The sequence below is a fragment of the Lysinibacillus sp. FSL W8-0992 genome, from assembly GCF_038008685.1.
Lineage (GTDB): Bacteria > Bacillota > Bacilli > Bacillales_A > Planococcaceae > Lysinibacillus.
Map to the genome: position 1 here is coordinate 3,755,182 of NZ_JBBOZQ010000001.1, position 13,492 is coordinate 3,768,673.

General features: G+C 33.8%; 12 protein-coding genes. 3 read left to right on the top strand and 9 right to left on the bottom strand.

Going from position 1 to position 13,492, the window contains the following annotated elements; translation table 11 throughout:
• Positions 1 to 20: 20 nt before the first annotated feature.
• Positions 21 to 992 carry an ABC transporter substrate-binding protein gene (locus NSQ74_RS18855; protein WP_340825366.1) on the bottom strand — a complete coding sequence of 324 codons (972 nt, stop codon included), beginning with the start codon at positions 990 to 992 and terminating at the stop codon, positions 21 to 23.
• A gap of 211 nt (positions 993 to 1,203) precedes the next feature.
• Here NSQ74_RS18855 and NSQ74_RS18860 point away from each other — a divergent pair, with 211 nt between their 5' ends.
• Positions 1,204 to 1,530 (top strand): antibiotic biosynthesis monooxygenase, encoded by a 327-nt coding sequence (locus tag NSQ74_RS18860; protein WP_340825368.1) that lies wholly within the window; start codon positions 1,204 to 1,206, stop codon positions 1,528 to 1,530.
• 610 nt (positions 1,531 to 2,140) lie between these two features.
• Here the strand turns inward: NSQ74_RS18860 and NSQ74_RS18865 are convergent.
• The 5 genes from NSQ74_RS18865 to isdC all read right to left on the bottom strand — a co-directional run bounded on the left by NSQ74_RS18865 (position 2,141) and on the right by isdC (position 9,124).
• Positions 2,141 to 5,305 (bottom strand): NEAT domain-containing protein, encoded by a 3,165-nt coding sequence (locus tag NSQ74_RS18865; RefSeq protein WP_340825369.1) that lies wholly within the window; start codon positions 5,303 to 5,305, stop codon positions 2,141 to 2,143.
• 369 nt (positions 5,306 to 5,674) lie between these two features.
• A complete protein-coding gene (locus tag NSQ74_RS18870; protein ID WP_340825371.1) occupies positions 5,675 to 6,445 on the bottom strand; it encodes an ABC transporter ATP-binding protein in 771 nt (256 codons plus the stop codon).
• Positions 6,446 to 6,460: 15 nt separating this feature from the next.
• The gene (locus NSQ74_RS18875; RefSeq protein WP_340825372.1) at positions 6,461 to 7,429 is read right to left on the bottom strand and encodes a FecCD family ABC transporter permease; all 969 of its coding nucleotides are present in this window, start codon (positions 7,427 to 7,429) and stop codon (positions 6,461 to 6,463) included.
• Between the two features lie 21 nt (positions 7,430 to 7,450).
• Entirely contained in the window at positions 7,451 to 8,371 is a 921-nt protein-coding gene (gene isdE, locus NSQ74_RS18880) for a heme ABC transporter substrate-binding protein IsdE (RefSeq protein ID WP_340825373.1), read from the bottom strand.
• Between the two features lie 72 nt (positions 8,372 to 8,443).
• Entirely contained in the window at positions 8,444 to 9,124 is a 681-nt protein-coding gene (isdC, locus tag NSQ74_RS18885; protein WP_340825374.1) for a heme uptake protein IsdC, read from the bottom strand.
• 425 nt (positions 9,125 to 9,549) lie between these two features.
• Between isdC and NSQ74_RS18890 the strand changes: the two genes are divergently transcribed.
• Together NSQ74_RS18890 and NSQ74_RS18895 are read left to right on the top strand one after the other, a co-directional pair.
• Positions 9,550 to 10,191 (top strand): TetR/AcrR family transcriptional regulator, encoded by a 642-nt coding sequence (locus tag NSQ74_RS18890; RefSeq protein WP_340825375.1) that lies wholly within the window; start codon positions 9,550 to 9,552, stop codon positions 10,189 to 10,191.
• Positions 10,181 to 10,855: an MBL fold metallo-hydrolase gene (locus NSQ74_RS18895; protein ID WP_340825376.1), complete on the top strand. Its 675-nt coding sequence runs from the start codon at positions 10,181 to 10,183 to the stop codon at positions 10,853 to 10,855. The genes NSQ74_RS18890 and NSQ74_RS18895 overlap by 11 nt, the downstream gene beginning before the upstream one ends.
• Positions 10,856 to 11,016: 161 nt before the next feature.
• Here NSQ74_RS18895 and NSQ74_RS18900 read toward each other — a convergent pair whose 3' ends face one another.
• From NSQ74_RS18900 to NSQ74_RS18910, 3 genes are all read right to left on the bottom strand, one after another.
• Entirely contained in the window at positions 11,017 to 11,619 is a 603-nt protein-coding gene (locus NSQ74_RS18900) for a nucleotidyltransferase domain-containing protein (protein ID WP_340825377.1), read from the bottom strand.
• A gap of 145 nt (positions 11,620 to 11,764) precedes the next feature.
• The gene (locus NSQ74_RS18905) at positions 11,765 to 12,355 is read right to left on the bottom strand and encodes a histidine phosphatase family protein (protein ID WP_340825378.1); all 591 of its coding nucleotides are present in this window, start codon (positions 12,353 to 12,355) and stop codon (positions 11,765 to 11,767) included.
• A gap of 220 nt (positions 12,356 to 12,575) precedes the next feature.
• Positions 12,576 to 13,049: an 8-oxo-dGTP diphosphatase gene (locus NSQ74_RS18910; RefSeq protein ID WP_340825379.1), complete on the bottom strand. Its 474-nt coding sequence runs from the start codon at positions 13,047 to 13,049 to the stop codon at positions 12,576 to 12,578.
• Positions 13,050 to 13,492 lie beyond the last annotated feature (443 nt).

Below are 13,492 nucleotides of genomic sequence, written 5' to 3' on the forward strand. Positions count from 1 at the left end.
CATTTCCCCGCTATAAACAATTATTTCACTGCTTCTTCTGCTGTCTTTAAAACTCCTCGCATATAGTCAATGGCTTCTACAACCTGTGTGCCAGGATTGTCAAACAATTCTGCTGGTAAAATGATAATCTGATTATTTTTTACTGCATCTAAATTTTTCCACGCCGCATTTTCTTTCAATTGTTTTTCAAATCCTTCTTTTACTGTCGCTGGATTCGCGTGCGTAATCAGCATAATTACTTTTGGGTTGCGCTCAACAATTTTCTCAACACTTAAATTTGCATAAGTTGGAAACTTATCTGTCGCTGGTAAATCAGCTGCGATATTTTTTCCACCTGCCTTATTTAAAATATCTCCGTATAACGAATTATCAAGCGCAGCTAAATATGTACCTGGTGCTCCGTAAACGATTAAAGCATCTAAAGTTGATTCTGAACTGTCTTTCGCAATTTTCTCATCTATTTGTGCTACTAACTCATCTGCTTTTGCCGTGTTATTAAATAACACGCCATACTTTGAAATCGTTTTTTTTATATCATCTACAGAATTCATGTTCAAGTAGACAATTTTCGTACCTGTAGCTTCCACCGTTGTAGCGAATTGCTGGAAGCTTGGTGGGACAATAAGTATTTCCGCATTCAATGCAGCAATCTGCTCAAATGATGGTTCATGCGGGTTACCTATCTCTTGAATAGCTTTTACATCCTCCTTCATATCGGATGTAATCGTAGGTCGACCAGTAACATTTGCACCTAACGCAAGCAAAATATCCATCATTCCTGGATTTAATGTTGCAACTGAACTCGGCGTTGCTTCAAACTCAAGCTTATTTCCAAGGTCATCTACTAATGTTACCGACCCTCCTGTTTCAACTTGTTGTTCCATTTCTACTTTATCTGTTGAAGCATTCCCATCCGCTTGTTTACTTTCTTCTCCACATGCTGCTAATGATAATGCTAACGCACCTACTAATAGAAATTTAAACTTCTTCATGTTAACTACCAACCTTTTCTTTTTATTTGAAATGAAATTGATAATCATTCTCATACGGTTGTTTATGATTCTATTTTAAATAATAATAATTGTCAATAAACGTTTTTAATGTTGTTTTTTTAATTTTTTTATTGCATAGCCAATTAATGTATGTTTTAATTGATAATGAAAATCAATATCAATTAAAAAATGTTATAAAGGGGTCATAAACATGATTACAGTTACTAACCGCTTTTTAGTAAAAAAAGGTTTTGCGAATAAAATGGCACCATTATTTATATCTGATAAAACTTTATTGAACTGGGAAGGCTTTAATAAAGTTGAAGTGAACGTTTGCTCTGAACCAGAAGATCACGATGAAATGAACGTTATGATGTTCTGGGATACAGTCGAGCAATTCAAAGCTTGGCGCGAATCTGATGACTTTAAAAATTTACACCGACGTGAAGAGATTGGTAACAAAGAAAGCAGCGAAGCATCCCCAATAATAGGTAATCGAGTTGTTATTTCTGAAATCGCCGCTACTTTAGTAAAGTAATTTCAGTACAAGGTTTTCTTAAAAGGCTGAAGATGCACCAATTACAACTTTAATCTTTAAGATTACCATTGCCCATATCAGTATAAATACAAGAATAATAACTATACGTTCTCAGACGTTTTTCATCGAGTTTACAGGCTAGCATTCTAACTCAATTCGTTTAAGAACGCTTTTAAAATTCTCTTATAAAACCACCCACAATAGATAATTGTGGGTCCTTCTTCATAAACAACAGTTTTAACGGCCCATTAAATTTGGCGTTTTTCTACTTTTGCAAGCTATCTTATTAGCCAAATTTTAAATTTAGAACGCTTCCCCTTCTCAGTTGAAATCAAAAAATTATTTAATTCCTTATTTTTCTATAACCTATTCTGAAAAGTACTCAATTAAATTTAAATGTACTTTCTTGGTTGCATTCAAACTCACAAAAATCTAGGCTTTTAATCGTTTAAAAAATGCAATTCAAGTTAAAATTGAATTGCATTTTTTTATTGGATGAGGAATCCACGGCAATAGTGCGGGATGAATATATCATCGGAGCAAAAAGCGTAGTCGCCTCATCCAACTTTTGAAAAAAAGTTTATGGGATAGTAATAGCTTACTTTAATTTTTAATCAATTAAATTAACTAATTCTAATGAACGTTTTAAAATCTTCGCCATTTGAGCACGTGTTAAATTACTCTGTGGGTTTAAATAACCATTAGACCCCGTCATAATATCTAGTGCTTGCAATTCTGATACTGCTTGCTTTGAGTAGTCAAATACTTTATCAGCATCTTTGTACGATAAAGCATTTTCATCAACTGTTACTTTATAGCCTTTATATTCAAGCATACGTAATATCATTGCAGCTGCTTGCTGACGTGTAATATTTGCTGTTGGATTAAATGTTGTGGCATTTACACCTGTTACAATACCGGCCTCTACAAGTGCTTGTACTTCATTTTCATACCACTGACCTTTAACATCCTTAAACGCAGTTGCTTTTGCTGATTGAATATTTAAAGCTCGAGCTATCATCACTGCAAATTGTGCACGTGTAATATTTTTATTTGGACTAAATGTTGTTGCTGTTGTACCTGTTGTAATCCCAGCAGCATATAAAGCCAAAATTTCATCCTTACTGAATACATTATCGATATCTGTAAAAGGATTTTTGATCGTATTATTAGGGTTGTTAGAGTTATTAGGGTTATTAGAGTTATTTGTTTCTTCCTCTAAAGCTGGCACATTAAACGTAAAGAATAATGTGTACGCACCATAACCTAAACTACCTGAATCGATAAATATTTTCGTAACGCCATTGCTATCTTGAACTAATGGTAAACGGACAACACGTACTTGATCCATTTTCTCACCAGTAGAACTAACTACTTCAATATTTTGTTGCTTACCATTTCCATCAATATAAGCAAGTGTTTCAAAACCATAAGCTTTACCGATTAGTGTCATTTCAATGTAACGTTTACCGTCAATCGTTACTAATTCAGCTTTTGTGAAGTATGGTGCTAAGTAGTTTGTAATAAAGTCAGCCATATTGCCGTTTGGATCAGCCTCCATTTTATACGTAATTGACTGACGTGTATTCTTTTCAATTGTATTTGTCGTCGTTGCTGTTACATTTGAAGAAATTGTCTTATCCGTCGTTACAGCTTCAAAAACAAGATTATCCAGTGTATCTGCTTCAAATGAAAGTGTTGTTGTTTTTGCAATTGCAACCGGTACTAATGAAGCTACTTTATTTGACCATTTCGCAATTTCTTTACCATTCTGTTTAACAATAAAATTTTGTAAGTTATTTTCAATATTTATTGAAAGCGTAACTTTATATTTGTTATTTTCAAATACTGTTTTTGCTTTTTGTAGGAATACAGCTATCTCTTTTGCATTGTTAGCAAATTCAAATTTAACTATTCCCTCTTGACTAAAGTTCACTGTAGTACCTGTGTTTGTGTTAGTTCCGTTATTAGTAGTACTTCCATTTGTGGAATTACCATTTGACGAACCACTATTCGTTGAACCGCCTGTATTTGGGAATGTCGTACTATCATTGATCTTAGAAAGTGACGATTCATCAAATTTCAAAAGAACATTATAGTCATGATGATAGTTAAGATCTGCAATATCTACTTTTACCCACGCATTTTGAATCGCAGTTAGACTTGATACTGTAAACTGCACTACTCGTACATCATTTGAATCGCTAATCGTACTAGGTGTTGCACCATTCACTGTAAATCCAGTAATCCATGAACTATTTTTTAATGTTAATTGAACTTGATAAGAAGAACCATTTTTCACTACATATGCTTGATTATCTACATATGTGTTCATAATAGAACTACCAGTACCTGATTCATTTAAAAACGTAAAGTTTACTGTATACAGCCCATTAGTTGATTGTTCATTGTTTTCAGTGTTAGAATTGTTATTGCCACCGGTATTTGAATTATTATTGTTCTCCCCAGAACCTGATTCACTGCCGTTGGTATTTCCTTCTGAACTATTATCCTCTTGTTTAGCAATTTCACCTGTTAATAGTACTTTTTCAACTGTCGTACTCATAGCCGAAGCGGTACCATTTCGCTCAGTTGTTAACGTGAACGTTAAATTTTCTAATGAAGCCACTGTAAATTTAATTACACTTTTCGTGCTACCTGCTGTCCATTCTGCAACTGTATTATTTCCTTGTTTTACAGAAAAGCCCTTCGTCGTATCATTTACAGCTAAATTCATTGTTACAGCTATTTTATTGTCTGCTGTTCTTGTTGCATATGCTTGTCCTAAAAGGGATGCGATTATTGTATGAGCTGGTGCACCAGAGCTGACAGGCGTCAGTCCAAACTCAATCACTTGATTGTTCGAGTTGAAATGCTCAGGTAAATAAACACTTGTTTCTTTTGCCGGTTTAAAATCAAATGTAAACGGCGTTGCTGGATATCTGTCACCAGACATAATGACTGTAGCTTTTAAATCAGCATCTAATTTTACTTTTATGACACGTACTAATGAATTTCCTTCTCCTTCAGAGCTTACGATTTGTACGTCTTCTCCGTTTTCACTGCCTACTTTGAGCGTCGTAAATGCATATGTGTGACCTGTTAGTTTAATATATGCGTATTTTTCTAAACCATCAGTAGCTAAATCAGCATAGTTAATATAGCTTTTAAAATACGTATCATATGTTTTATTATTTGTTAAAAATGTGAAAGGAACGTTCTTTGTGATAACTTCTCCTGGGTTATCTCCTGGTTGTTCTGGTTGTTCTGGTTGTCCTGGTTGTTCCGGTGCTTCTTCACACACACGGTTAGTCTCCGAAACATCGGCAACTTTTAAATACACAATATAGTCATGGTCATAATTTATCATCGGAATGTAAACATCAACCCATGCTTTTATTGCTTGCTCATATTGATCAAATACGAATGTGTAAATATCGTTACCATTAGTGTCTGTAGTTTTTTCAATAGCTGCTTTTAATTCCCCACCTGATTCAACTTTAAAATCCTGATACCATGTTGTATATGCTTGTGGCACAGTAATGTCTATTGTATATAGACCATTATTGTGTTTAACAGTAGCTTCCTTTTGAACATAGCTATTCATCATTGAATCTGCTGTTTGTTGTTCGTTGAGAATTTTGATATTTGCTGAATAGTTAACTGCGCAACTAGGTACGGTATTCTCTTCCGCCTTTACTTCCATTCCAAAGCCCGGTAATATTGCACCTAACATCAGCGCTACCATAGCTACATATTGCAAAAATTTCTTCAATACACTGACCTCCTGAATTTTTAAAAATATTTTGACCTATCCTGTGCGTTTCTACCTCCTTTATATTAAAAGATTTTCTAGTACTATCCCTTAACTTGAATAATTCTCATTGTCAATTAAAGTTCATGAAAACATCTATTGATTCCACTGATGTTTTAAAGTAAACAATCACTTTTAATTGATTATGATTCTCATTCTCACTCATTATAACTCACATACTATTATTGTCAAGAAAGCGAAGATATGTTACGAGATATTATTTTTGTTAATATACCTAAAAAATAAGGCTATAGGTAAATAAAAGAATTAATCACAATTTAACTTAATAAATCTACGAAATTAATAATATGATATGTCTAAAAAATCCACCTAAATCTTTACTGGCATCATATACGTACCAACAATTTCATGCGTTTGAATAATCACTTCAACACCATACACTTCCTTCATACGTTCCGCTGTTACTGTTTCTTTAGGTGATCCCTCACATAAAATTTTACCTTCCTTCATCAAAATTATATGATCACTATATTTTATTGCTTGATTAATATCATGCAACACCATCACAATTGTTAAAGAATTTTCTTTGTTTAATTTCTTCACTAACTCCATTAATTCGATTTGATAAAAAATATCTAAATATGTTGTTGGCTCATCTAAACAAAGAATGGATGATTTTTGAGCAAGTGCCATGGCAATCCAAACACGCTGTCGTTCACCACCTGATAATGCATCCAAGTTACATGTACGTTTCTGTGTTAAATTCGTTGCTGCCAGTGCCCAGTTTACTGCCTCCTCATCTTCTTCAACATTTTTTTTCATCAATTGTTGATGAGGTACCCGTCCATAAGCAACTAGTTTTTCAATCGTAATATCTTGTGGCACTATGTTTTGTTGATAAACAATTGCAAGTTTTTTCGCAAATTCCTTTGCCTTGTATGCCATTATATCTTTCTGTTCTAACGTTACTGAGCCTTGTTGTGGCATATTATTACGGGAAATGACACTTAGTAATGTGGATTTCCCACAACCATTTGGGCCAATAATCGTCGTGATTTTCCCTTTTTCAATAGTTGTCGTAATTCCATCTAAATGATTTTTCCTCTGATCATAAGATAGTTTAATTTGTGAAACTTTCAATGCACTCACCTCTCTTTACTTATCTTTTCGAATTAAGAAGATTAGGAATGGCCCACCGATTATCGCCATTATTGTTGAAGCTGGAATTTCTAACGGTGCAACTAATATTCTGCCTAGCGTATCAGCAGTCAAAATCAGTAAGGCACCTGCTAATGCTGAGAATGGAATTAGCCATTTATGGTCTGAGCCTACTAACCTTCTTGAAATATGCGGAATTAATAACCCAACAAATGCAATAACTCCTGCTGTAGCAGTTGAAATAGCCGCTAGTAATACCGCTATTGCTGCAATAATTAGTCGTGCACGTGTTACATTAAAGCCTAAACTCTTGGCTGTTTTGTCTTGTAACGCCAATAAATTGCACCACGAAGCTAGTAATAGAGAAGCTAGTAATCCAATCACACCATAAAATGTAATTAAACGTACATCACTCCAAGTTCGCATTGACAAATTAGAGCTACCCGCTCCACCAACCATGATATTCATATAGCTACATAGCGTAATAAACGCTTCTGTTAGACCAGTAAACATCGCATTAATCGCAATACCTACTAAAATAATTTTCAAAGGATTTAAGCCTGATTTCCAGGACAACATGAATACTAAAAAACAAGCGAATGCTCCACCAAAAAAGGCCAATAATGGTGTGAAAAAAAACGCCATTGGAAATAATGTAATGGCTAATAATTTTACAAATGATGCTCCTGCTGAAATTCCTATTACACCTGCATCAGCTAATGGATTGCGCATAACTGCCTGCAATAATACGCCGGCAACAGACAATGCTGCCCCTGCAAATATAGCGACTATAATCCGCGGGAAACGTAAATCTTTAATAACGGAGTAATTTGCATTTTCTTCACCAAAAAAGGCTCTAATAAATTCCATCGTATCCATTTTAATAGAGCCAGTAATTGCAGAATATATAATAACAACTAAAAGCAAAATACTTACAACTATAAAACTACTTATTTTTTTATTCATCTTAGTCCTCTACATTTCTCATTATGGATACATAATGTTAATCAATTCTTCTAGTGCTTGAGGTACTGCAAGGGTTGCTGTTGTTCCAAATAACGGCTCCTCTAAATCATACACACGTCCGTTTTTCACAGCTTCAAAATGCTTCCAAATATCATTCGTAACAAATTCTTCATTAAACATTTCCACAACTTGATCAGGCAATCCATGTGCCAGACGAATAATAATATCTGGATTGCTTTGTTGTAAAAATTCCGTATTAGATGGTAAATACTCTGGTTCTTGTCCGCTCATCACATTTTGACCTCCAGCCATTCTCACTAAATCTCCAATATATGAATTTTCTGTTGCCACCAAATAGCTACCTGGAATACCAAGTAGAATTAATACTTTAGGGGATTCTTTTGATTCTACTTTCATTCGAAGGGCCGCAATCTTTCCTTCAAGCTCTGACACTAACTTTGTTGCTTCATCAGTCCGATCATAATTTTTCCCAATTTCTAAAATAGCAGCTTTCATATTATCAATACTCTGTAAATTTACATATGAAGCATTGATACCAACTTCATCGAATGTCTTTTTTAAATCTGCCTCTAAAGTTGTAACTGAGAAAACCTCTGTTGGATTCAAGGATTTTACAATTTCCATATCGGGTGACATCGGACTACCAACTTCGGGTAAACCTTCATAGCGTTTAGGTAAATCATAAGCAGTCGTAGGAACAGCAATGACATCTAAATTTAGTGCATCTAAAATATGAGCAACTGCAACTGTCGTTGGAATAATTCGATTTTCAGCTTCAACAGTTGTATTATTTTCATCCTTTTTTTCTTCTACCGTATTTTCATTTTCCTTAATTGAACTAGTGCATGCTGAAAGAACGACAAAAATAATACTTAGCGCCACTATATGTAACTTTCTACTATTTACTTTTGTTTTTATCATGTTCATTCACTCCTTTTAAAAAGCACCCTACTCCTACCTTAGCGAAGTAGATGAGGGTGCTTCCGAAATATTTCAATTGATTTCTTCTTCCTTCATGCGTTTTTTAAAATTAAATAAGATAAATCCACTAACACAGAACAATAAAAGTATACCTATTGGAAAAGCATCACTTGTTTGAGGATTTGTTTCTTTTTCTTTAACTGATGAAGTATTTGTATCACCAGTATTAGTTTTAATAGTCGTGTTAGTGTTAGTGTTAGTGTTTTTTGGGTCCGTTGTAGCTACTACTGCACTACCATCTTCATTTTTCAATGACGCCGGATCCCATACAAAATCTACAGTGTATTCATGATGATAATTTAAGTCATCAATATCCACCTTCATCGTAACTGCAGTCGGTGATGAATAAGAAGGAAGTGCAAATTGGACGATACGTGTATCCTCTGCCTTATCTTCGCTAATAACTTTATTACCGCCTGTACTCGATTCAAATTTCGTTATCCACGCACTTTTTTTCATTTTTAGCTGTATTACTGAAGAGCCATTCTTAACAATAATTGTCCCAGGCTTCAAAAAGTAATCATTTGCTATTGAAGCAGATGAAGAATTTGGTTTATTCACTTGATAATTGATTTTGTATGTCCCATCTGCAAGTGCAGCAGATGCGTTTAAAATTGGCGTAACGAAAAATGTTAATAATGAGACTAACATTAAAACAGAAAATAACCTTTTGATAATAAAACCTCCTTTCAATTGATAATCATTATCAACACTATGTAAATAAAAAGGGATATTTAAAAATACCCCTTTTTATTCTGCGTGTTCGACATATTAATGATAATGATAATCATTATCATTAATATAATAATATTATGGATAAATTAATTTGTCAATACTAATACAAAATAGATTATTTTTCCTATATATATTTATAAGTAAAGTAGGATTTCACAATGCAATAAAATAGAGAATGTAAAATTACATTCACCTCCCTATTTCCCCGCTACCCATTCTATTTATCTTTTCAAAGTACTAAACCTTACCATTTAATCTTGGCTTTAACCAGATCATCTCCTTCTTTAAGCTGCTTATCAAAATTTCCATAAAATGTTGACACCTTACTAACCAATGGTTATTATATAACCATTGGTTAGTAAGTAGAGAAAGTAGGTAATATAGTGAAAAGTAAACAGACGGAACGGTCTGAAGAAACAAAAAAGCAAATAATCGAATCAGCAGGTAGGTTATTTTCCGAAAAAGGATACGATTCAGTGACAATACGAGCCATTGCAAAGGACGCGGGATGTTCCCATACAACCATTTATCTTTACTTTAAAGACAAGGAAGAATTATTACACCAGCTCTCTATGCCACCTTTGGAGGAGCTACACGAACAATTTCTATATCTTTCGAGCTTAAGTACTTTATCTTCAGAAGACAAATTGAAACAAATCAGTCTTGAATATATCCACTTCTGCCTACAGAATCGGAATTTGTATGATATTTTCTTCAACGCAAAGTCTACAAGGGTAGATGAAGGGGATCCACAACTTGAGATAAATAGACTGCGGATTGAAATCTTTGAAATTATGAAGGAAATAATTCGAGAATGTCTATCTATTTCAGATGAAGAACAATTATTAGCTTTTTCCCGAATTTATTACTTCAACCTTAATGGCATTCTTAGCACTTACTCGTATCAACATGAACCTTTTAACAGTTTAATGGAAAGATTAACACCAACATTTGATCTTGCAATAGAAATTCTTCTTATAGGCTTTAAAGAAAAATTAAAAAGGGGAAATGAAAATGAAAGCTGAACAAATCTCTGAGCATATCTGGAGCCTAAAGACGTGGATGATTGTTCCGATTCATGTATGGATAGTTATTGAGGATGATGGGGTCACTTTAGTAGATGCGGGGATGCCGATGATGGCAAAAGGGATTATGAAATTCATAAAGCAACTGAATGCTGGTCCTTTGCGTAGGATTCTCTTAACGCATGGTCATTCGGATCATGTTGGCGCAGTAAAGAGAATATTGACTCAAAATAAAGTACCCGTCTACGCACACGATATTGAAATACCTTATATGGAAGGTGAAGTTCTTTATCCAAAAAGAAAGAAACTTGAAAACAACTTGCCGAAACAATTAGCTAAGCCCCTCATTGAGAGTGCGCATGGAAAGTTGCAAACAATTGCTGGACTGACACCCTATTTAACACCTGGTCATTCTCCGGGACACGTTGTTTATTATCATGAAAAAGATAAAGTACTGCTAGCTGGTGACCTTTTCAACTCTAAAAAAGGAAAGCTTCATCCACCAATGTTTACACCCTATATGGAAGAAGCATTACAAAGCAGTTTAATTGTAAAAGAATTAAAACCTGAGCGATTAGAAGTTTGTCATGGAAGTACGGTATATCGTCCAGCAGATCAACTAGAAGAATATATTCAAGAAGCGACAAAAAAATTAGAGAGTTAGTAATAGAGAGAGAAGGATAATGCCTTGAATTAGAGGATAGGTGTTTCCTTCTCTTTTGTTACGTCTATGTCATTTTCAATGTATCTTTATATCTTATTGTTTGTTAATATCCAACTCACTTAACATTTAGTTCAGTTTTTCTATAGAATCATATTTCACACTTAAATATAGTCAAGCCACGAATGACCAGTTGGAAATTGCTTTTTCAATGTAATTTTTAGCCAATCCTTTTGTTCAGGCAGTAAATAAGGAAGCATAATTTGTAGATCTTTAAAATCTTTTACTCTAACGTTTGCGCTACCACCTTTATAAAGGAGTTGAATCTCGGGCCTCAGGTAAGGTATCTCTTCGTTTGTTCTTAAAAATATATCCTCTATTTCTCTTCTAATAGATTTGTCTCGCCTGTATATCCAAGATTGTTGCTCTGTCTCTACTAACATCATTTGAAAAGCCCAGGGGGAACTACTGCTTTTACTAACCCAAATATCATTTGTAGTTTTTAAAAATTCACCTTCTTGCCAAAGAACTAGTTTCCCATTCTTTGCTTTGTATAACATCCAATCTTCTGACAAATGATTATAGATAGTTAATTGTTCCTCTCGAAGTATTATTACATCTATATCATCATGTACCCTGGATTGTTTTCCTAAATGTAAATCTAAAGCCCATCCCCCTGCAATACCCCAATTAATTGGAATAGTTGAAAAGAGCTTATAAATTTCTGTTACCGTGATTGATTCCCAATTATCTATATCTGTCCTCAAATAATGTCCTCCACAGAGCTTTGAAATAAAATTTGATTAAAAATAAGCTACAGCTACAAACAATTTAAAACACCACCGTTTTGAAAAAATATTGATCTAAACGGTGGGATTTAATTGACGCAATAGCATTTTTCAACAAGGTTTCTTATATATTCTCTAAATGATTTGTATCATTTATAAAGTGAATTATCTTTTCCTTATCAGTAAGTTCAATTAAACTAATTCCTGTATCTCCGATTTTAAAATAATAATCCATGTTGATTGGCATTTGGTAAAAAGCACGTAATATATTATTAATTACGCCGCCATGAGCAACAATCGCAATTCGTTTATATTTATTTCCGGTTACAATTTTAGAAAATATTGTTTCAATTCTCATTCGAAATTCTATGAATGATTCTCCATTTTCGAAACGCTCATGAAAAAATTTTGGCTCTGGATACTTTTTTGCTTCTTCAAAGGATAGTCCAGCTTGAACACCATTATTAAACTCCATTAATTCTTCTTCTAATTGCACTGGGCAACCAATAATTTCTCCTAATGTTTCAGCGGTTTCACGTGCTCTTTTTAACGTACTTGCCCAGATAAACTCTGGTGGGAAATCATTTTTTACTTTTTGTGATAAACTTCCCACTTGCTTTCTACCTCTTTCTGTTAATTCAAAATCAGCTCTTCCTTCATGTACGTTTAAAATATCTGCTTCTGATTCTCCGTGTCGAATTAATAGTATTTGCATGTCTTTTCCTCCTAAATCTTTTAAATCCAAATCGTATGAATCTAAGTATTGAATAATACAATGGGTTAGTTATAAAAGTATGTTTTATCTAATGTGTAGGATTTTCAAACTTTCACAGAATTCCCTACTTATTATATGTATGTATCGAACTAACCTCAACAATAGTGAGAAGCGACTGTTCTATTGAACAATAACCCCAGTCAGTTGCACAACATGATGTTTAAGTCTTCTTAATAGTAACTTTGCCCTCTTTATTTTCTGCATGATTCCATTCAACTTGTATTTCAAATGTCCCTTCTTCAAAAAATAAAGGGAATCTTCTTCGAATAGATTCCTGCATTGGAAGGTTATATGCTTCCCCTATATTTACCCAAACTGCCTTTCCTTCTGGGCCATTTTCAAGTAATTCTCCATTGAAATCTTTTGTGATGTAGTTAAAAATCATGTATCTATCCATTGCAACTGGATTTACATATTCATAGAGGCCTTTAAAAACAAGGTTACTTACTTCTAAACCAGTTTCTTCTTTTACCTCTCTAATTGCACTTTCTACTATACTTTCAGGAAATTCAACTTTGCCACCAGGTGGAATAAACCCTTTGAAATTATCGTGTTGTCTATCGAGCAGTAAAACCTTGTCTTCATTTTGAATCATGCAAACAGTCCACATTTTATAATTTACAGAATTACTCATTATTTACCCCATATTTTTTTCTTTCAATTTTACCATATTCCTTTTTTTACTTTTTACACAAAATTGCCCCATTCGTATTATAAGGTCAGCTAGAGAAATCTAGTTCATTGGGACATAGTAATTCCGACCGAGAGTTTAAACAATAAGCTTCACAACTCTGTGCATTCGAATTAATCCGGTCCCTTCCCAGTATTGGTGAAAAAATCACAGCACTTTACTTAAAAAATAGAAAGATTGACAGGTTTAATCTTACAGTACCAAAAAAACGGTAGCCTAGAAATTTTTCCACTGGCAACCGTTTAAATTTTAATACTATTTTCTATTTAAAAATACAATAACTATTAAAACAATCTGTGCTAAAAAGTTTGTAATTGGTACACATTCATTTTGTTTCTTCTAAATATCCAATTGCCAAGCATTGTAGGGCCTATAGGTTTTGTCCC